This window comes from Brevundimonas sp. GW821-FHT02A10 (genome assembly GCF_059422025.1).
In genome coordinates this window covers 383,922-403,020 of sequence record NZ_JBWKWC010000002.1, presented here as the reverse complement: position 1 = coordinate 403,020, position 19,099 = coordinate 383,922, and the positions used below count along the sequence as shown (strand labels likewise).

Genomic DNA, 19,099 nt, shown 5'->3' with positions numbered 1-19,099 from the left:
CCATCGCGCCTCATAACTTTGGTTCGAATCCCGCGAACGTCGCTCGAAACGCGGGGCGGCGGTTGACGCACCCGCGAATTCCGCGACACGGTTCCCGGGTCCTGTCGGCCTGTGTCCGGGACGCTCCGGGGATTGCCAGATGACCGAGACCGACACACGTCACGCCCAGAGATTCCCGGTTTTGGACCCGGCTGCCATGGAGACCGCCCGGCGCTTCGCCAGCGGTCCGCTCCGGCGGTTCGAGCCCGGCGAGATCGTGTTCGCGCTCGGCGAGATGGGCAGCCCCGTCTGGCTGGTTCTCGAAGGCGCGATCGATGTGGTGCGCCGCGACGGTCTCGGTCATGAGCAGGCGATCGTGTCCCATCACCCGGGCCAGTTCTCGGGCGAGGTCAGCCAGCTGGCCGGGCGGGCCTCCCTTGCCGAGGGTAGGGCGGGCGTCGGCGGCTGCACCGCTGCCCCCATAGACGCCGCCCATCTGCGCGCCCTGATGATCGGCTCGGCCGAGGTCGGCGAGGTCGTCATGCGCGCCCTGATCCTGCGCCGGGTCGGACTGATCGAGGGCGGTGTGGCGGGGTCTATCCTCGTCGGCCATCCCGGCGACGCGAACCTTCGCAGCCTGCAGGGCTTCCTGACCCGCAACGGTTATCCCAACACCCTGCTGGACGCCAACAGCGACGCCGAGGGCCGCGCCGTGGTCGAACGGCTGGGGGTGCACCCGGACGAGCTGCCGCTGATGGTCTGTCCCAACGGCACGGTGCTGAAGCGCCCTACCGAGGCCGAAGCGGCGCTGTGCCTGGGCATGACGCCGGAGCTGGATCCGGAGAAGGTCTATGACGTGACCGTGGTCGGGGCGGGACCGGCCGGTCTGGCCACCGCCGTCTATGCCGCCTCCGAAGGCCTGTCGGTTCTGGTGCTGGACCAGCGCGCCATCGGCGGTCAGGCGGGCGCCTCGTCGCGGATCGAGAACTACCTCGGCTTCCCGACCGGCATCTCGGGTCAGGCGCTCGCCGGTCGCGCCTACAATCAGGCCCTGAAGTTCGGCGCCGAACTGGCCATCCCGCTGGAGGTCGCGCGGCTCGACTGCGCGGCGGAGGGCGCGGACCTGCCGCACCGGCTGGAGCTGTCCAACGGCGAAACCGTCCAGACCCGTACCGTGGTCGTGGCCACCGGCGCCCGCTATCGCCGCCCCGGAATCGAGAACCTCAGCCCCTTCGAGGGCTCGGGCGTCTCCTACTGGGCCTCGCCGGTCGAGGCGCGGCTGTGCGCGGGTGAGGAGGTGGCGCTGGTCGGCGGCGGCAATTCGGCGGGGCAGGCCGTGGTCTTCCTGGCCTCGAAGGTGAAGGCTCTGAACCTTGTGATCCGCGGTCCGGGGCTGGAGGCCTCGATGTCCAGATATCTGATCGACCGGATCGCGGCCCTGCCCAATGTGCGTATCCATACCCACACCGAGATCACGGCTCTGGAGGGGGATCAGGACGCCGGCCTGACCGGGGCCGTCTTCCGCGACCGGCGTTCGGGCGAGACCCATGTCTGCCCCATGCGGCACCTGTTCCTGTTTGTCGGGGCCGATCCGAACGCGGACTGGCTGGAGGCCTGCGTCGGCCTGGACGACAAGGGTTTCGTCGAGACCGGAGCTGTTCCTGCCTGGCCGTTGCAGACGAACCGGCCGGGCATCTTCGCCATCGGCGACGTCCGTGCGGGATCGACCAAGCGGGTCGCAGCCGCGGTGGGCGAGGGCGCTGCCGTGGTCAGTCAGATCCACCAGTATCTGGCGTCGCTGGAGAGCTGATCTTGAAGGGGAAGGCTGGAGCGGGCGGCGGGAATCGAACCCGCACGAAAAGCTTGGGAAGCTTTCAGGCTACCACTACATCACGCCCGCGGAAGCGAGGCGCAAACTAGCGATTACCGCGCCGGGCTCAAGCGCCAATATCGTGGCATAGGGCCAGAAGGGCGAGGTCCCGGTCGGTGACCACGCGACCCTCGATCGCCACGCCGAAGACACCTTCGCCGCTGGCCGCCCATGAGACGCCCCGGTTGCGCCGCCCGCCGGGCTCTTCCTCCGCGACCGCGAAGGCCAGACCTGTGCCGCGCACCGTTCCGCACACAGCCTGATCGGCCCGGCCGTAACCCAGGCCGGAAGGCAGGTAGACGATCCGCGCGCCGTCCACCTGGACGTTCGGATCGGCCAGCGCTTCCCGTACGGCGGCCCGGGCAGAGCGGTAGGGAAAGGAGCGAGACCAGATCTCGCTGGCGATGAAGGCAAAGGCGATGAGGCAGGTCAGGGCGATCCCGCCGGTCATCCGGCGGGTGTCGGGGTCGGTCACGGTCGACAGGATCGCGCGAAGGGACATGCCCCCTTGTCGCAGGCCGTCCCTAAGATTCAGTAGGTCTCGGCCTCAGTAGGCGAAGTCGCGGTAGATGCGGCTGACGTCGCCCTGCCATTCGCCGTGGTAGAGGGCCAGAAGACGGTCCGCTGGGGTCAGGCCCGAATCCGCGATCTCTTCCAGCTCGGCGAGGTAGCCGCGCTCGTCGACCATGCCGCCGGAGAGCTTGTTTCGCGCCTTGAGGCCGGCTGAGGCGATGGCGACCATGTCGACGGCGATGTCGCGCACCGAGCGGCCCGCGACCTCGGCCTTGAGGCCCAGACGGGTCACGTCGCGACGCAGGCGCTCGTGGTCGGCGATGTCCCAGTCCTTGCACAGGTCCCAGGCGGCGGCGAGCGAAGGGGCGTCGTAGAAGATGCCGGTCCAGAGCGCGGGCAGGGCGCAGATGCGGCTCCACGGTCCGCCGTCGGCGCCGCGCATTTCCAGATAGGACTTGAGCCGCACCTCGGGGAAGAGGGTGGTCAGGTGGTCGTTCCAGTCCTTGATCGTCGGCAACTCGCCGGGCAGGGCCGGAAGCTGACCCTTCAGGAAGTCGCGGAACGACTGGCCCGAGGCGTCGATATATTTGCCGTCGCGCTTGGCGAAATACATCGGGGTGTCGAGCGCATAGTCGGCGTAACGCTCGAAGCCGAAGCCGTCCTGGAAGACGAAGTCGATCATCCCGGTGCGGTCGGGATCGGTATCGGTCCACACATTGGCGCGCGCCGACAGGAAGCCCGACGGCCTGCCCTCGATGAAGGGCGAACAGGCGAACAGGGCCGTGGCGATCGGCTGCAGCGCCAGCGAGGTGCGGAACTTGGCCACCATGTCGGCTTCGTCGGAGAAGTCGAGGTTGGCCTGGATGGTGCAGGTGCGCAGCATCATGTCGAGGCCGAGCTTGCCCTTCTTCGGCATATAGGCGCGCATGATGTCATAGCGGCCTTTGGGCATGACCGGCACGTCCTCGCGGGTCCACAGCGGATCGAAGCCGGCGCCGAGGAAGCCGAGGTTGATCTGGTCGGCGACCTGCTTGACCTCCATCAGGTGCTGGCCGGTCTCGTTGCAGATGTCGTGCATGGTCAGCAGCGGGGCGCCCGACAGTTCGAACTGGCCGCCCGGCTCCAGCGACACCGAAGCGGAGAAGCCCTCGGCGTTCTTGCGTTCCAGGGCGATCAGATGGCCGCCTTCCTCGACAGGGCTCCAGCCGAAGCGCTGCAGGCCGGTCAGCATGGCGTGGATGCCGCCGGGACCTTCATAGGCCGGACGGCGCAGGGTCGAGCGGTCAAACCCGAACTTCTCGTGCTCGGCGCCCACGCGCCACTGGTCTTTCGGCTTGGCGCCGTCGGCCATGACGGCGATCAGCTGGTCTTTGGTCAGCGGCTCGGAAGCAGACATGCATATCCCCTCGACGCCCCGGATCGCGCGGCGCCTGTCGCGGCTAGATGGGCGGGAATACGGCCATGCTCAAGAGGGACCGGCAAGATGTTGGTCCGCTTCTGAAAAAAGCACTGACAGACTGCCAAATCCTGCCATTTCCCAACCCCTTGAAACGAGCGGGCAGTCTAACCCGACGGGAAGCGGCGTCGGGTCGAAAGCCGTTTTCGAGGTTGAAACGCCCTGCCGACGGGATTCGGTATGCGAGGTCGATTTTTGAGGCCTGTTGCAGGCCGCCCGTGACGCTGCTTTGGTTTGGCGGTCCGGAATGTCAGTCGGTTTGGCAGGGAGGCGAGGTCATGGGACGCGAGGCGGTGACGACGGCGACCTACGACGGGCGCACCGAGGAGGCGAAGGCGCTTCTGGAGAGCCAGGGCGTCCTGCTCCGCGCGCCCTTCTCCCTGACGATTCCGCGCGACGGCATTTCCGGGCTAGCGGTCGAAGGCGAGTCCCTGACCGGACAGGGGCCGCGCGGGCCTTTCGAACTGGCGCTCGGCGCTGTCGAGGCGGGGAAGTGGAAGGCGGCCCTGGAGAAGCCCCTGCCGACCCTCAAAGACAAGCTGGGTCTGAAGCCGAGCGTCACGGTCTGGACGGCGGGCGATGTCAGTGGGCCTGAGCTGGCCGAGGCTCTGGCGGATGCCGGGCGCGCCGAGATCGGGTCAGCCGCCCTGCTTATCGTTCACGCCACCGACGCCGCCGCGCTGACGCAGGCGCTGGAGGCTTCGTCGGGATCGGTCGCTCCCGTCTGGATCATCCACGGCAAGGGCAAGGCCGCGACCTTCGGCGAGGCGCCGGTGAGGGCGCTGATGCGCGAACGCGGCTTCATCGACACCAAGGTCAGCGCGGTTTCGGACAGCCTGTCTGCGACGCGATATACGAAGCGCTGAGAACGAAGCCCGCCAACTCTGGAGCTGGCGGGCCGGTTTTCAGCTTACCAGTAGCCGCCCGGGCAATCGCCGACCGCCTCCAGCGTGTAGTACGGCGAGGTCGTGCCATGGACCGGTGTGCTCACGACATTGCCGCTCGAACATCCGTCCACATACCAGCCGACCTGGGTCGTGAGCGTCGCGTCGCTGTAGAACGTCCGATAATACATAAGACCGGGCGCCCTCGCCGAGGCGGCGGCGCCGAAGGTGGACGCGATCAAGGCAGCGCCCAAAACGACGTGTTTCATCTTCATTCTGGTCTCTCCGGAGGAGCGGATCTCCCGCAGAGAGTATCGCCATGATTGTGATGTGAAGGCAACCTGGAATTGAATCGGGCGAAGCGCTAACGCTCCCAGTCGCCGACGGCGGCCTGCCACAGGGTCATGGCGGCGATGGCGGCGGTGTCGGCGCGCAGGATGCGTGGGCCGAGCGAGACGGCGGTGGTGAAGGGCAGGGACCGCAACCGCTCGCCTTCCTCGGGAGAGAAACCGCCCTCAGGACCGATCAATATGGCCCACGGTCCCGGACCCGCCGCCGTGAGGGCGGGGATGGCAGGCGCGCCGCCGGTCTCGTCGCAGAACATCAGCTTCCGCGACGGATCCCACCCGTCGAGAATGGCCTCCAGCTTCATCGGATCGTCGACCGAGGGCACGTCCAGCCGCCCGGTCTGTTCGGCGGCCTCTTCGGCGATGGCGTCGAGCCGGTCGAGGCGGACCCTGTCGACATTGGTGCGCCGGGTGACTGTCAGCCGCACGCGGGCGGCGCCGAGTTCGGCGGCCTTCTCCACGATGGTCTCGACCCGGGCCTTCTTGACCATGGCCACGATCAGCTCGAGGTCAGGGGTGACCGTTTGCGCCCGCGTCAGCGCCTCGCATTTCAGGACCACGCCGCGCTTGTGCGTCTCCGCGACGCTGGCCCGCCACTCGCCGTCGCGGCCGTTGAAGATCAGCAGTTCATCGCCCGGGGACAGGCGCATGACGTTGGTCAGATAGCGCGACTGGTCGAGCGTCGGGGCGACGGCGGCGTTGGCGGCGAGGTCGGAGGTGACGTGGAGGCGGATCATGTCGCGCTTATTAGCCGCCTCAGCCGATGCTCACCACCATGCCGGTGACGAGGATCACGCCGAGCCCGGCCGCGATGCTGGTGGTCCAGCCCGTGCCTTTCGAGCGCGACCAGCCGCTGAGGCCGAGGCTGATCAGCAGCGCATAGAGGCCCAGGACGAAACCGATCGACATGACGACCTGGGCGAACCCGGCCGAACCCATGCGACCCGCCGGGCCGTCCGGATGCAGGGCCGCCACCGTGGCGGTCGAGCCGACCACGGCGACGATAAAGGCGACCGAGGAGGTGACCGAGAACCCGATGGCCAGCGACCCCGTCCGGCCTTTCACGTTCAGCGCCAGCAGTGTCCCCAGAAACGTCGCAGCGAACCCGCCGAGAAAGGCGCTGAGGCCCCCGGTCTGGGCGGCGATGGCGGAGAGATAGACGGGCGAAAGGGGTTCCATGGGTCGAGGTTAGCGCTATTGCACCGCTTGTCATCCCCGTCTCGGGTCTTCGCTCCGCTGCGCCCGGGAGGACAAGGCTACAGCGCTGCCTTTGTCATCCCCGACGAGCGCAGCGAGATCGGGGACGGGAGAGCCATACAACTTGACCACTCCCGGACAACCCGCAAGGGTTGCGCCGGGAGGATGCGTGATGCCCCGAACCTTCTATGTCTACATCCTCGCCAGCGGCCCATGCGGCTGGCTCTACGTTGGAATGACCAACGACCTGATCCGGCGAGTGGGTGAGCATAAGGAAGGCGTGGTTCCGGGCTACACGGCCGAACGCGAGATCCAACAGTTGGTCTGGTACGAGACGCACCAATATGTCGATCAGGCCATCCTGCGCGAGAAGCGCATCAAACGCTGGCTGCGGGAGTGGAAGTTCGCGTTGGTCGAGAAGGACAACCCGCGCTGGCTTGACCTGTACGGCGAGGCGAAGGTCAGGCTGGGGCCCGGTTCAGCAAGCTGACCGGGCCTTGGATGTGTAAAGCGTGCCCGTCCCCGATCTCGCTGCGCTCGTCGGGGATGACAAAAGCACATACGCCCTAAAGCGACCTTGCGATCAGAACCTTCATGATCTCGTTCGTCCCGCCGTAGATACGCTGGACGCGCGCGTCCTTGTAGAGCTGGGCGATCGGGTATTCGTTCATATAGCCATAGCCGCCGTGGAGCTGGAGCATCTCGTCGATGACCTCGCCCTGGATGTCGGTGACCCAGTATTTGGCCATGGAGGCGGTCGTGGCGTCGAGCTGGCCCTTGAGGTGCAGGCCGATGCAGTGGTCGACGAAGACCCGGGCCACGGTCAGCTTGGTCTTGACCTCGGCCAGTTTGAACTGGGTGTTCTGGAACTCGAGGATCGACTTGCCGAAGGCCTTGCGGCCCTTGACGTATTCCAGGGTCTGTTCGAGGCCGCGCTCGGCGGCGGCGACGCCCTGGACGGCGATGTTCAGACGTTCCTGCGGCAGCTGCTGCATCAGCTGGATGAAGCCCTGGCCCTCGACCCCGCCAATGATGTTGTCGGCCGGGACCTTCACATCGTTGAAGAAGAGCTCGGAGGTGTCATTGCCCTCCATGCCGATCTTGTGGAGGTTGCGGCCGCGCTCGAAACCTTCCGCGCCGTCCGTCTCGACCACGATCAGGGACGTGCCCTTCGAGCCCTGCGACGGGTCGGTCTTGGCGACGACGATGATCAGATTGGCCAGCTGGCCGTTGGTGATGAAGGTCTTGGAGCCGTTCACGACATAGCCGTTGCCGGACTTGATGGCGGTGGTCTTGACCCCTTGCAGGTCGGACCCGGCGCCCGGCTCGGTCATGGCGATGGCGCCGACCAGTTCGCCGGTCTGCAGACGCGGCAGCCAGCGCTTCTTCTGCTCCTCGGTGCCGTAGTGCCAGATGTAGGGGGCGACGATGGCGTTGTGCAGCGAGATGCCGAAATGGTCCGCGCCCTTCCAGCCCAGCTGACGCATCAGCACGACCTCGTGGCGATAGTCGCCGCCGAAGCCGCCGTCTTCCTCGGGCATCGCGAGGGTAAGAAGTCCCGCGTCCCCGGCGTCGTTCCACAGCTGGCGCGGGACGGAGCTGTCGGCGATCCACTGCTGGACCTTCTCCGGCGGCGCATGCTCGTCGATCCACTTGCCGACACTGTCCGAGAAGAGGGTGATTTCCTCTTCCAGCATGAAGTCGGGGGAGGGGGTGGTGATGACGTTCATGGCGTTTCCAGCGGGCAAGGCCCCGGTCGCTGTCGCCAGAGCTCGATAATATGATTGAGGCGACCCCGGCTTCGCCGGGATCGCCTCGGGATCAGTTACGCACTCAGATCAGAACGCTTCGGCCGGCATGGCCATCAGCACGTCCGCGCCGGTCTTCATCTTGGTCAGATGGGCGGCGGCGTCGGGCAGGATGCGCTCGACGAAGTAGCGGCCGGTCTGGAGCTTGGTGACATAGAACGGGTCGGTGTCGCCGGCGTCGATCTTGGCCTGGGCGGCCTTGGCCATCTGGGCCCAGAGGTAGGCCAGGGCGGTGATGCCGAACAGGTTCAGATAGTCGGTCGAGGCGGCGGCGGCGTTGTCCGGATTGGCCAGGCCGTTCTGCATCAGCCACATGGTGCCGTCCTGCAGCTTGGCCTTGGCGTCGGCGAGGCCGTCGACGAAGGGCTTCACCGCGTTGTCGGCGCCGTTCTCGGCGACGAAGGCGTCGATGTCGGCGAACCAGCTCATGATGGCGCGGCCACCCTGCGACGGCAGCTTGCGGCCGACGAGGTCGAGCGCCTGAATGCCGTTGGTGCCCTCATAGATCATGGTGATCCGCGCATCGCGCAGATACTGGCTGGCCGTGAACTCCTCGGTATAGCCCGAGCCGCCGTGGACCTGCATCGACAGCGAGGCGACGTGGAAGCCCTTGTCGGTCAGATAGGCCTTCAGGACGGGCGTCAGCAGGCCCATGTAATCCTTGGCCTTCTGGGCGGTGGCTTCATCGGCGGATTCCTGCAGGTCGGCCTGCAGCGCGGTCCACAGGATGAAGGCCTGGCCGCCTTCGACGAAGGCGCGGGCTTCCAGCAGCATGCGGCGCACGTCGGGGTGGACCATGATCGAGTCGGCCGGGCCGTTCGGGTTCTGCGGGCCGGTCAGGGCGCGGCCCTGCAGGCGGTCCTTGGCGAAGGCCACGGCGCCCTGATAGGCGGCGGCGCCGATGGCCAGGCCCTGCAGGCCGGTGCCGAGGCGGGCCTCGTTCATGACGACAAACATGTTGTTCATGCCGCGGCCCTCTTCGCCGATCAGCCAGCCGGTCGCCTCGTCATAGTCCATGACGCAGGTGGCGTTGCCGTGGATGCCCATCTTGTGCTCGAGGCCGCCGCAGCGGACGCCGTTGCGCTCGCCCAGCGAGCCGTCCTCGTTGACGAAGATCTTGGGCACGAGGAACAGCGACAGGCCCTTGATCCCGGCCGGGGCGCCTTCGACGCGGGCCAGAACCGTGTGGATGATGTTGTCGGCGAAGTCGTGCTCGCCGGCCGAGATCCAGATCTTCTGGCCGGTGATCTTGTAGGTGCCGTCCCCTTGCGGCACGGCCTTGGTGCGCACCATGCCCAGGTCGGTGCCGCACTGGGGCTCCGTCAGGTTCATCGTGCCGCCCCACTCGCCGGTGGTCATCTTGGGCAGGTATTTGGCCTTCAGCTCTTCCGAGGCGTTGGCGTGGATGCCCGCATGGGCGCCGGCCGTCAGGCCCGGATACATCGAGAAGGCCGCCGAGGCGCCGGCGGTGAACTGGCCGAAGGCCATGCCGACAACAGCGGGCATGCCCTGGCCGCCGTAGGCCGGGTCGGCCGACAGGGCGGGCCAGCCGGCCTCGACCATCGCCTTATAGGCTTCCTTCCAGCCCTTCGGACCGGTGACGACGCCGTCGTTCCAGTGGCAGCCTTCCTTGTCGCCCGGGTTGTTGATCGGAGCGATGACCTCCTCGGCGAACTTGCCGCCTTCCTCGAGGATCTGCTGAACCAGATCCGAGGAGATGTCCTCGAAACCGTTCTGGTTCGTATAGCGATCGATCTCCAGGACCTCGTTCAGGATGAACATGAGGTCGCGGACAGGCGCCTTGTAAGCCATGGATTACACTCTTGCTTTGAAGGGGTGACGCGCGGGGTGGCCCGCGAAGTCGGAGTGGTGGTGGTCGTGGTCGATCCGCGCCGAGACGATCGACTCGTATTCCTCGGCGCCCGGCAGAAGGTCGGGGCGGATGTTCTTCAGCCGCTCTTCCATGGCCGCGCAGGCGGCCTCGGCCATTTCGATGGCGCCGTCCAGATCCTCGCGCTGCTGCTTGAGGGCCTCGATCTGGGCCCGGTGGCGACGCAGGGCGATGGCCATCTGGTGGATGTTGCCGTCGTTGCGGTCGTATAGATCCAGCATGTCCTGGATCTCCTGAAGGGTGAAGCCGATGCGGCGCCCCCTCAGGATCAGCTTGAGCCGGGCGCGGTCGCGGGCGTCATAGACGCGGGTCTGGCCCTTGCGCGCAGGGGTCAACAGGCCCTTGTCTTCATAGAAGCGCAAGGCGCGCGCCGTGGCCCCGAACTCGCGGCACAGCTGGCGAATGGAATAGGTGCGATGATCGTCGGCGGTCGACATGGGAAGCGTCATAACTTGACGCGCACGTAAAGGGAAGGTTTTTCGCTTCGATGGCGCGAAAGCACGTCAATGGCGCAGGCGTATCAAAACGCGACTTGCCGCAGAAGACCTGCGTCTCCTGCGGCAAACCGTTTGTCTGGCGCCGGAAATGGGCGCGCGACTGGGATCAGGTGAAATTCTGTTCGGACCGTTGCCGGTCCGTCGGGGTCAGCGCGCCCAACGACCCAGCAGAACCGGGATCGTGATCGCCAGCAGGAAGACGTTGACCAGGGCCAGGCTGATATCCAGGCCGAAGGCGTGGACGCCCAGCATGATGGTCTCCAGCACGACCAGACCGGCGGCGGCGACCACCAGGATCGGGCGACCGATCTTCCACGAGGCCAGCGGGGCCAGGACGCCGAGCGCCAGAACGATCTCTGCGAGACCCAGGCCGCGCACGAAGGCGGGGCTGACCAGGGCCGGCCAGTTCATCAGGGCGACGAGGTTGGTCATCGGCTCGGTGATCTTGGCGTAGCCGGCGGCGATGAAGAACATCGCGATCCAGCCCTGCAGGGTCCAGAGCGCGAGGTTGCGCCAGGTGGCGACGGTGCGTTCGCGAGCGGTCAGCGGGCGCGAGACGGAGGCGGGCGTGAAGGTAGCGGCCATAGCGGGACCTGAGGGAGAGAGGGGTATTCGGGGAGGAAACGGGGGGGAGGAAGCGTACGCGAAAGCGAACTGGTAATCTGCAACAGTCGCGATATCGGATCGCCGCCCTGCTTGCGCAAGAGGTATATGGCGCAGATACCGAAAAATGTCATCAGCCGTAGACATCAACTGATGACTTAGCCGATCAACGTGTGTTTCAGGCGACAGATCGGCGGCCAGAGACGCGGTCTCGATCCGGTCGTACGCTTACTGAACAGGCGGCCTCATCGACCCTCTCCGGGGCCGAACCGTGACAGTATGCATAAGGATTCGTAATGTAGGCTTTACGCCGCCGTACGGTCCTGTCCGGATGTCTTGCCGGATTGGGGGCGGATATGGTGACGCTCAGGGCGTTGTGAAGCCCCACGCCTGACGAGCCGTCTCCAGCCGGTCGAGTTTCGCCTCGAACGCCGACCAGTCGTCGCCCATGGCGATGTCGGCCCACAGGGTCTCGACCTCGTCGATCAGCATCTCTTCCGGTTCGGCCGTGGCGAACATCGGATGCTCCAGCCGCTCGGGCCGGTCCGGCTCATGCTCGAACAGGGCGAAGCGGAAGGCGTCGAAGGCCTCGCCCTGATAGAGGCCGGCGCGCGGTCCGGCGAGCGCCCGGGCCGAGGAGCTGAAGCCGGTGAACCAGTCGAAGAAGAGCGGCTCCCAGCGCAGGCCGGCGCCCGGCGCCTGACCGCCCTCGCGCAGCAGGGCCAGGGTCGTGTCGGTCAGTCTTTGGTCCGCCGCCTCGCCCAGCGACCTGACCCCCAGCCGCATCAGGAAGGCGGCGCGCAGCTCGCGGATATAGGCGGGACCGAAGCCGTTCAGCACATCCGTCAACGGCCCCGCATCGGCGACCAGCTTCAGACAGCCGGCCAGCTGGGTCAGGTTCCAGAACACGGCCTCGGGCTGACGGGCGAAAGCATAGAGACCCGTCTGATCGAAATAGGCGGCGGTGAAGCCAGGCTGGTACGACGGCAGGAAACGCCAGGGGCCGTAGTCGAAGCTCTCGCCCGTGACGTTTAGATTGTCGGTGTTGAGCACCCCGTGGACGAAGCCTGCAGCGATCCAGCGCGCCGTCAGCCGGGCCGAGGCCTCGACGATGGCGGCCAGCAGGCCGGGCGCGTCCCCTTGCGCGACCTCGGGGTGGTAGAGGGCGCGGACATGCTCGACCAGCTGTTCGATCAGGTCGGCGCGCTGGAAGTAGGCGGCGCGCTGGAAGGTGCCGAAGCGGACGTGGCTGTGCTGAAGCCGGACCAGTACGGCCGAGCGGGTGGGGGACGGTTCGTCGCCGCGCTCCAGCGCCTCTCCGGTCTCGATCAGGCTGAGCGCCTTCGACGTCGGCACGCCGAGGCTCTCCAGCATCGTCGCCGCCAGCACCTCGCGCACCCCGCCCTTGAGCGTCAACCGCCCGTCGCCGGCGCGCGACCACGGGGTCGTGCCGGAACCCTTGGTGCCCAGGTCGAGGAGGCGGTCCCGGTCGTCCCTCAGCTGCCCCGCCAGAAAGCCGCGCCCATCCCCGAGGTCGGGGTTGTAGGTGCGGAACTGATGACCGTGATAGCGCATGGCCAGTGGCCCGGGCTGACCCGCGAGGGGCTGGAACCGGCCGAAGGCCGCGATCCATTCGGTGTCCGACAGCCCCTCCAGCCCGACCGAAGTCGCGGCCCGGTCGTTGCGATAGCGCAGCCGGGTCTCGGGAAAGTCTGCCGCCGCGACCGCATCCGCGAACTCCTCGCCCAGATCGAAGAAGCGCGGTTCGGGGCGATAGGCGGAGGTCAGGGGCATGGGGTGCAGATGGACGCTGTCGGTTTGGGGCGCAATGGCGAAGCGACTGCGCGGGCTCGACATCATTGGATGCGGACGACCTCAAGTCCTCTCTGGCCGAGCAGGCGCTGGACGCTGTCGGCCCCCGCGAGGTGAAGGGCGCCGACCGCTACGAAGGTCGTGCCTGAACCCTCGAGCATCCCGGCGATTTCGCTGACCCAGCGGCGGTTTCGATCGACGATCACAGTCTCATAGAGGGTGGAGCTGCGGGCCTTCATCGGCTCCAGTGTGATGTCGGCGATCCTGTCGACATCGCCTCGCGTCCAGGCCTCCGCGAGCTGGCCCAATTCGGTGGGCGCCTGATCGAAGCTGTCCAGCGTGTTCCGAAGGAAGGCGAGTTGTCCGTCCTCCGGAAAGCCGGAAAGCATGCGGATCTGATCGGCCGGGGTCTCCAGCCCGCGAATGGCCAGCGAGGCTCTCGCGGCCTCAGCCCGCAGAGACACGTCGACACCCGAGGCTGCGTCGAAGCCGCCACGCGCCGGAATGGCGCCGGAGAGCATCACGCCGGCAAGCCAGGGTCGCATCGGCTCCATTTGCGCGGCCGATGCGCCGAGGGTTTCGGCGGCGTGGTCCAGGCGTTGGAATTCATCCGCTGTGAGGAGGCTCGACAGCGGTTGCTGTGGCGACATTCCGTACTGCTGGATCAGCGGTACGACGGCCGCCTGGTCGTCAGGGTCGGCCACTTCCAGAACAAGGGACCGGGCCTCCGCCAGGGCCGCGGACACCGGTGCGGTTTTCCAGTCCGTGTCCGGCCGCAGGAAGTGAATCGTGCCGAACAGATAGACAGTCGAATCTGCATCGCGGAGCACCCAGAGCGCAGGTTTGGGTGCGGAGGGCCGGGAGGTCTGGGCTGTCGCCGCGCCTGGAAGAAGGCATGTGAGGCCAAGGACGGCGCCGACAAGGGCGACACGCAGGGTGGAGAGAAGGCGCATGGGATTGAGCTCCAGGCAGGAGGGATCGCGCGCGAGCCGCACTCGCACGAGAGGACAAAATTGGCGGATCGGGGCGCGGCCGCGGCGAGGCGGGTCGACGTCAGCCCCAGTCAGGCGAGGTTTGGATCAGGCCGCCTGGCGCCGTACGGACAGACAGTAGCCGATCGTGACGAGCATGCCGGCGATCACCGCCGCGCATCCGCCCGCCAGAGCGACAGGGACGGGCGCGAACGCCCAGAGCGCGGCGTAGACAAGACCGCTCAGCACCATCGACCAGCCGCCGAGGCGGTGGACCCGGCGCGCGGTCTCCGCAGGAACCCAGGCCTTCGGCATTCGATTTCCGACCCACACCAGCATCAGCCCGGTCGCCGCCATGATGATGCGGGTCACCGTTTCCCCGTCGATGAGGTCTGCGTTCCGCGCTGCCGTCGAGGCCAGGGCCACAGCGATGAGCCCGCCGGCAATGGCCAGACTCTTGACGATGTCCTTGTTCATTTCCCGGAATCCTTGACCGCCGGCGTTGCGACGCCCGGCTCGAAAGAGTTGACGAAGCCGAGGAGCGCGTCTTCGAGCACCGAGAGCTTCAGATGATAGATGACCGCCTTGCCGACCTTTTCGGCATGGACAAGATCGGCTTCCTTCAGCACCGCGAAGTGGGCCGACATCGTGGGCTTGGAGACGTCGAACGGATCGCTGATGTCACCGGCGCTCATCGGCCCGGCGCGCAGCAGTTGCAGCACGCGGCGACGCGTCGGATCCGACAGGGCTTTGAAGACCGAGCTCATGATGTGACGTTTAGCTAAACATCTAATTGTTGTCAACGGGCGGGAGACGTCGATTGGCGTCATGCGTCGGAGACGGTAAGCTGCCCCCAGAGATCAGGCCCGCCGCGCGGGTCAGGCCGGCGCCGCTCCGCTTCAGTTTGGCAGGGCGGAAGCATCCGGTCCGGCGCCCGTCGGTAACCTGGCGCCACGGAACAGACCCCTTCGCAGGAGGCCCCCGTGGCGCGCAGATTCACACTGGATTTCCTCAAGACCGAGACCGCCTCGGGCGTGGCCCTCGGCCTTGCCGCCGTCGCGGCCCTGATCGTCGCCAACTCGCCCTGGGCCGGTGACTATTTCCACTGGCTGAAGAGCTATCACGTCCTCCAGATCGGTCCGCTGCGTCTCGAGGAGACGATCTCCAACTGGATCAAGGAAGGTCTGATGGCGATCTTCTTCCTCGTGGTGGGGCTGGAGATCAAATACGAGATCCTCAAGGGTGAGCTCAGCGATCCGAAGAAGCTGGCGACCCCGGTCATCGCGGCGCTGGGCGGGATGGTCGCGCCCGCCCTGGTCTATCTGGCCGTCGCGGGTCTTCTCGGCGGACCGCACAACGGCTGGCCCGTGCCGCTGGCCACCGATATCGCATTTGCGCTCGCCGTCTTCGCCCTGGTCGGCAAGGGGCTGCCGCCCTCGCTGCGCGTTTTCCTCCTGACTTTGGCCATCGTCGACGACCTCGGCGCCATCGCCCTGATCGCGGCCCTGTTCAGCTCGGGGGTCCAGTTGATCCCGCTGCTGGGCGTGCTGGCGTTGCTCGTGACCGGGGCCATCTGGTCCGGGGGCCGCCGCATCCCCGCCCCCTTCTGGGTCATGGGGTTCGCCGCCGTCTGGTGGCTGACGGTCGAGGCCGGGATCAGCACCTCCCTGACCGCCGTGGCCTTCGCCGTCATCGTGCCGATCAAGCCGCGCCGCGAGGATCGTCAGAGCCCACTGAAGGAGGCGATGCACGACCTGCACCCCTATGTCTCCTGGCTGGTCCTGCCCCTGTTCGCCTTCGCCAAGGCGGGCGTCTCCTTTGCGGGCCTGTCGCTGGAGCAGGCGGCGGCGCCCCTGGTGCTGGGCGTGGCGCTCGGCCTGTTCGTCGGCAAGCAGATCGGGGTCTTCGGCGCGGCCTGGCTGGCGGCGAAGCTGAAGCTCGGCGCCCGGCCCACCGATGCGACCTGGCTTCAGGTCTATGGCGTCAGCCTGCTGTGCGGCGTCGGTTTCACCATGAGCCTGTTCATCGGCGCCCTCGCCTTTCCCGGCGCGGTTGATTCCGCGGAACAGGTCGAGGTCAAGCTGGGGGTGCTGGGCGGGTCGCTGCTCTCGGCTTTGGTCGGCGCGCTCGTACTGTCGGTCGCCAACTTTACGTCGCGCAAGGTTTTGTCCGAAACCGACGGCGATACTGCATAAGGCGATCTGTATATTGACCTAGCGTCATGGATATTTGTCGCTTTTGCGTCACACGACGCTGACATGCGAGATGAAATTCGCCTGAAAGGCGGCGCGGCGGGGGCACAGCTTCTTGTTGCTTTACCCGGCTTGGACTAGGCCAAGGGTTCAAGACTCCATCGTCCCACAAAGAGGGCGAGGATCGGGAACAGGAAACGCCGCGACTGTCCCCAATGTGGGCTGTCGGGCCATTGAGCCGGGAGCCGTCCATGCGTCTTACGCAAATTCTTCGCACCACCACGTCCGCCGCCGTCGTCGGCGCCGCCGTCTTCGGCTTCGCCGGGATCGCCTCCGCCCAGGATCAGGACGGTCCGGCGGCCTCGGTCGACGACATCATCGTCACCGCCCAGAAGCGTGAACAGAGCCTGCAGGATGTGCCGATCGTGGTCACGTCGCTGAACCAGGAAGCCCTGAACAACGCGGGCGTGAAGGACATCAAGGATCTGCAGATCCTGACGCCCGGCATGACCGTGACCTCGACCACCTCGGAAGCCTCGACCACGGTCCGTATCCGCGGCGTCGGCACCGTCGGCGACAACCCCGGTCTGGAAAGCTCGGTCGGCGTCGTGATCGACGGCGTCTATCGCTCGCGCAACGGCGTCGGCTTCGGCGACCTGGGCGAGCTGGAGCGCATCGAGGTCCTGAAGGGCCCGCAAGGCACCCTGTTCGGCAAGAACACCTCGGCCGGCGTCGTCAACATCATCACCGAGGCCCCGTCCTTCACCCCGGGCTTCAACGGCGAACTGACCGCCGGCAACTTCAACGCCCTGGGCGTCTCGGCCTCGGTCACCGGTCCGATCAACGACCAGGTCGCCTTCCGCCTGTACGCCGCCAAGCGCACGCGTGACGGCTTCAACCCGGTCGATACCGGCGATGGCCCGCGCACCCAGACCGACGATCAGAACCAGGACTTCTGGACCGCCCGCGGCCAGCTGCTGATCCTGCCCAACGACAACGCCTCGATCCGCATCATCGCCGACTACTCCAAGCGCGATGAATACTGCTGCACGGGCACCCAGGTCCGCACCGGCCAGACCTATCCCTTCATCGACGGCCTCTCGACCGGCACCGGCCAACGCCCGCCGAACGCGACCTTCTCGGGCCTGCCCTTCTCGCGCACCGGCTACGCCAACCGCGGCACCGAACAGGAAATCACCGACCGCGGCATCTCGGCGGAAGGCAATTTCGACCTGACCGGTCTGGGCGGGGCCACCCTGACCACCGTCACCTCGTGGCGTCAGTGGGACTCGGTCAATGGCCAGGACATCGACTACACCGGCGCGGACATCCTGTACCGCAACCCGGACGGCGACTACGGCTACCGGGTCGGCAACATCACCCAGGAAGTCCGTCTGGCCGGCCAGACCGACAAGCTGGACTGGCTGGTCGGCGCCTTCGCCACGCGTGAGCACATCGACCGCACCGACAGCTACGTCTTCGGCGCCGACTACACGCCGTTCCTGTCCTTCCTGCTGTCGGCCAACCTGAACCGCGCGGTTCCGGCCTTCCCGGTCAGCGCCAACGACATCGGTTGCTTCACCCGCGTGGCCCAGACGGCGCTCGGCCTGCAGCAGTGCCTGGGCACCGGTGGCGCGGTTTCGGGCGGCGGCATCGGTTATATCGTCGGCCAGGGCGTCCGCGACCAGTACAGCCAGGACTCGGACTCGCTGGCGCTGTTCACCAACAACACCTTCCACGTCACCGACAAGTTCGATATCACTGTCGGCCTGCGCTACACCTACGACTCCAAGTCGATGGACGCGCTGCAGACCAACCAGAACGGCAACTCCAACACCTGTAACGCGGCCCTGGCCAACTCGGCGGCCATCGTCGGGGTCCTGGGTGCCGCGGGTTCGTCGATCCTCGGCACCATGTGCCTGCCCTGGGCCAACAGCGCTTTCGAGAGCCGTGCGACGCACCAGGAAGAGAGCGACGGAGAGCTCAGCGGTACGATCAAGGCGGCCTATCGCTTCAACCCGTCGCTGATGACCTATGTGTCCTACGCGCGCGGCTACAAGAGCTTCGGCTACAACCTCGACCGCGTGCAGAACGGCATCACTCCGCTGGCCTCGACCTTCTTCCCGTCGGAACTGGTCGACAACTACGAAGCCGGCTTCAAGGCGACCCTGTTCGACCGCAAGGTCCTGTTCAACGTCAGCTACTTCGACCAGAAGGTTTCGGACTTCCAGCTCAACACCTTCCTCGGCACCGCCTTCGTGGTGGAATCGATCCCCGAGCTGAAGAGCCGCGGCTTCGACGCCGACTTCCTGTGGTTCACCCCGGTGGAAGGCCTGAGCTTCTCCAGCGGTCTGACCTACACCGATGCGAAGTACGGCAACTTCGTCGCCGCGGATCTGGCCAACCCCGCCAACTTCCCGCAACTGTCGCTGCTGCCGGGCCGCACCCCGTCGTTCGCGCCAGAATGGTCGGGCACGGGCTCGGTCAATTTCCAGCGCTCGATCGGTCACGGTCTGCGTCTGGGCGCCAGCCTGACGGCCAAATACACCAGCGACTACAACACCGGTTCCGACCTGCTGCCCTACAAGCAGCAGGACGCCATGACCCTGGTCAACGGCCGCATCACCTTCGGTTCGGAAGACGACCGCTGGACCCTCGAGGTCTGGGGCCAGAACCTGACCGACAAGGAATACATCCAGGTCGGTTACGCCGCCCCGCTGCAAGGCACCGCCTTCCAGTCGTCGGTCCAGACCACGGGCGCCTATGCGGGCACCTACTACAACCCGGCCCTCGATACGGCGACCTACGACGCCTACCTCGGCCAGCCCCGCACCTACGGCGTGACCCTCAAAGTCAAATACTGATCGTCCCGAAAAGAGGACGGAACTCAGAGGCCGGCCGGGGGCGACCCCGGCCGGTCTTTTTATGTCCTCTCGACTGGCGCAGCCGGGGAGGGGTTGAGCCACGCATCTTCCTTTTCCCTTGCGGGAGAAGGTGGCGCGCGGAGCGCGACGGATGAGGGGGCGCGCTGTCGAGGACGGTCAGCGCGGTTGATGCGAAGGCGGACTGAGAGGTCGGT

At 66.6% G+C, this 19,099-nt stretch carries 19 protein-coding genes and 1 tRNA gene; 6 read left to right on the top strand and 14 right to left on the bottom strand.

The features are described from left to right. The first annotated feature begins 139 nt into the window (after nucleotides 1-139). Nucleotides 140-1,789: an FAD-dependent oxidoreductase gene (locus AC07U0_RS08410; protein WP_494719575.1), complete on the top strand. Its 1,650-nt coding sequence runs from the start codon at nucleotides 140-142 to the stop codon at nucleotides 1,787-1,789. 16 nt (nucleotides 1,790-1,805) lie between these two features. On the opposite strand, the gene AC07U0_RS08405 is transcribed toward AC07U0_RS08410, so the two are convergent. The 3 genes from AC07U0_RS08405 to AC07U0_RS08395 form a co-directional block, all read right to left on the bottom strand. Further along, a tRNA-Gly gene (locus tag AC07U0_RS08405) sits at nucleotides 1,806-1,879 on the bottom strand. Nucleotides 1,880-1,916: 37 nt separating this feature from the next. Beyond that, nucleotides 1,917-2,351, bottom strand: coding sequence for a hypothetical protein (locus AC07U0_RS08400; RefSeq protein WP_494719574.1), 435 nt, complete (start codon nucleotides 2,349-2,351; stop codon nucleotides 1,917-1,919). A 45-nt stretch (nucleotides 2,352-2,396) separates the two neighbouring features. Further along, nucleotides 2,397-3,758 (bottom strand): glutamate--cysteine ligase, encoded by a 1,362-nt coding sequence (locus AC07U0_RS08395; protein ID WP_494719573.1) that lies wholly within the window; start codon nucleotides 3,756-3,758, stop codon nucleotides 2,397-2,399. A gap of 338 nt (nucleotides 3,759-4,096) precedes the next feature. On the opposite strand from AC07U0_RS08395, the gene AC07U0_RS08390 reads away from it, so the two are divergent. Next, on the top strand, nucleotides 4,097-4,684 hold the full coding sequence (locus tag AC07U0_RS08390) for a hypothetical protein (protein ID WP_494719572.1): 588 nt from the start codon (nucleotides 4,097-4,099) through the stop codon (nucleotides 4,682-4,684). A gap of 44 nt (nucleotides 4,685-4,728) precedes the next feature. On the opposite strand, the gene AC07U0_RS08385 is transcribed toward AC07U0_RS08390, so the two are convergent. The 3 genes from AC07U0_RS08385 to AC07U0_RS08375 all read right to left on the bottom strand — a co-directional run bounded on the left by AC07U0_RS08385 (nucleotide 4,729) and on the right by AC07U0_RS08375 (nucleotide 6,228). Next, the gene (locus AC07U0_RS08385; RefSeq protein WP_494719571.1) at nucleotides 4,729-4,977 is read right to left on the bottom strand and encodes a hypothetical protein; all 249 of its coding nucleotides are present in this window, start codon (nucleotides 4,975-4,977) and stop codon (nucleotides 4,729-4,731) included. Between the two features lie 89 nt (nucleotides 4,978-5,066). After that, entirely contained in the window at nucleotides 5,067-5,786 is a 720-nt protein-coding gene (locus tag AC07U0_RS08380; RefSeq protein ID WP_494719570.1) for a 16S rRNA (uracil(1498)-N(3))-methyltransferase, read from the bottom strand. 19 nt (nucleotides 5,787-5,805) lie between these two features. Continuing rightward, nucleotides 5,806-6,228, bottom strand: coding sequence for a hypothetical protein (locus AC07U0_RS08375; protein WP_494719569.1), 423 nt, complete (start codon nucleotides 6,226-6,228; stop codon nucleotides 5,806-5,808). Between the two features lie 190 nt (nucleotides 6,229-6,418). On the opposite strand from AC07U0_RS08375, the gene AC07U0_RS08370 reads away from it, so the two are divergent. After that, nucleotides 6,419-6,736 carry a GIY-YIG nuclease family protein gene (locus AC07U0_RS08370; protein WP_494719568.1) on the top strand — a complete coding sequence of 106 codons (318 nt, stop codon included), beginning with the start codon at nucleotides 6,419-6,421 and terminating at the stop codon, nucleotides 6,734-6,736. 76 nt (nucleotides 6,737-6,812) lie between these two features. Here the strand turns inward: AC07U0_RS08370 and AC07U0_RS08365 are convergent, their stop codons facing one another. The 3 genes from AC07U0_RS08365 to AC07U0_RS08355 form a co-directional block, all read right to left on the bottom strand. Further along, the gene (locus AC07U0_RS08365) at nucleotides 6,813-7,976 is read right to left on the bottom strand and encodes an acyl-CoA dehydrogenase family protein (protein ID WP_494719567.1); all 1,164 of its coding nucleotides are present in this window, start codon (nucleotides 7,974-7,976) and stop codon (nucleotides 6,813-6,815) included. A gap of 108 nt (nucleotides 7,977-8,084) precedes the next feature. Beyond that, nucleotides 8,085-9,866 (bottom strand): acyl-CoA dehydrogenase C-terminal domain-containing protein, encoded by a 1,782-nt coding sequence (locus tag AC07U0_RS08360; protein WP_494719566.1) that lies wholly within the window; start codon nucleotides 9,864-9,866, stop codon nucleotides 8,085-8,087. 3 nt (nucleotides 9,867-9,869) lie between these two features. Beyond that, nucleotides 9,870-10,382 (bottom strand): MerR family transcriptional regulator, encoded by a 513-nt coding sequence (locus AC07U0_RS08355; RefSeq protein WP_207870485.1) that lies wholly within the window; start codon nucleotides 10,380-10,382, stop codon nucleotides 9,870-9,872. Between the two features lie 50 nt (nucleotides 10,383-10,432). Here AC07U0_RS08355 and AC07U0_RS08350 point away from each other — a divergent pair, with 50 nt between their 5' ends. After that, nucleotides 10,433-10,627 carry a DUF2256 domain-containing protein gene (locus AC07U0_RS08350; RefSeq protein WP_494719565.1) on the top strand — a complete coding sequence of 65 codons (195 nt, stop codon included), beginning with the start codon at nucleotides 10,433-10,435 and terminating at the stop codon, nucleotides 10,625-10,627. On the opposite strand, the gene AC07U0_RS08345 is transcribed toward AC07U0_RS08350, so the two are convergent. From AC07U0_RS08345 to AC07U0_RS08325, 5 genes are all read right to left on the bottom strand, one after another. After that, nucleotides 10,590-11,027 carry a DoxX family protein gene (locus tag AC07U0_RS08345; RefSeq protein ID WP_494719564.1) on the bottom strand — a complete coding sequence of 146 codons (438 nt, stop codon included), beginning with the start codon at nucleotides 11,025-11,027 and terminating at the stop codon, nucleotides 10,590-10,592. The genes AC07U0_RS08350 and AC07U0_RS08345 overlap by 38 nt on opposite strands. Before the next feature lie 384 nt (nucleotides 11,028-11,411). Then, nucleotides 11,412-12,839, bottom strand: a complete 1,428-nt coding sequence (locus AC07U0_RS08340) for a protein adenylyltransferase SelO family protein (protein WP_494719783.1) — start codon at nucleotides 12,837-12,839, stop codon at nucleotides 11,412-11,414. 62 nt (nucleotides 12,840-12,901) lie between these two features. Next, complete coding sequence (locus AC07U0_RS08335; RefSeq protein ID WP_494719563.1) at nucleotides 12,902-13,810, bottom strand: TraB/GumN family protein; 909 nt, start codon at nucleotides 13,808-13,810, stop codon at nucleotides 12,902-12,904. A 126-nt stretch (nucleotides 13,811-13,936) separates the two neighbouring features. Further along, nucleotides 13,937-14,305, bottom strand: coding sequence for an SdpI family protein (locus AC07U0_RS08330; protein WP_494719562.1), 369 nt, complete (start codon nucleotides 14,303-14,305; stop codon nucleotides 13,937-13,939). Further along, nucleotides 14,302-14,658, bottom strand: a complete 357-nt coding sequence (locus tag AC07U0_RS08325; protein WP_494719561.1) for an autorepressor SdpR family transcription factor — start codon at nucleotides 14,656-14,658, stop codon at nucleotides 14,302-14,304. The genes AC07U0_RS08330 and AC07U0_RS08325 overlap by 4 nt, the downstream gene beginning before the upstream one ends. A gap of 153 nt (nucleotides 14,659-14,811) precedes the next feature. Here AC07U0_RS08325 and nhaA point away from each other — a divergent pair, with 153 nt between their 5' ends. Together nhaA and AC07U0_RS08315 are read left to right on the top strand one after the other, a co-directional pair. Further along, the gene (nhaA, locus tag AC07U0_RS08320; protein ID WP_494719560.1) at nucleotides 14,812-16,023 is read left to right on the top strand and encodes a Na+/H+ antiporter NhaA; all 1,212 of its coding nucleotides are present in this window, start codon (nucleotides 14,812-14,814) and stop codon (nucleotides 16,021-16,023) included. A 248-nt stretch (nucleotides 16,024-16,271) separates the two neighbouring features. Next, complete coding sequence (locus AC07U0_RS08315) at nucleotides 16,272-18,884, top strand: TonB-dependent receptor (protein ID WP_494719559.1); 2,613 nt, start codon at nucleotides 16,272-16,274, stop codon at nucleotides 18,882-18,884. The last annotated feature ends 215 nt before the right edge of the window (nucleotides 18,885-19,099 follow it).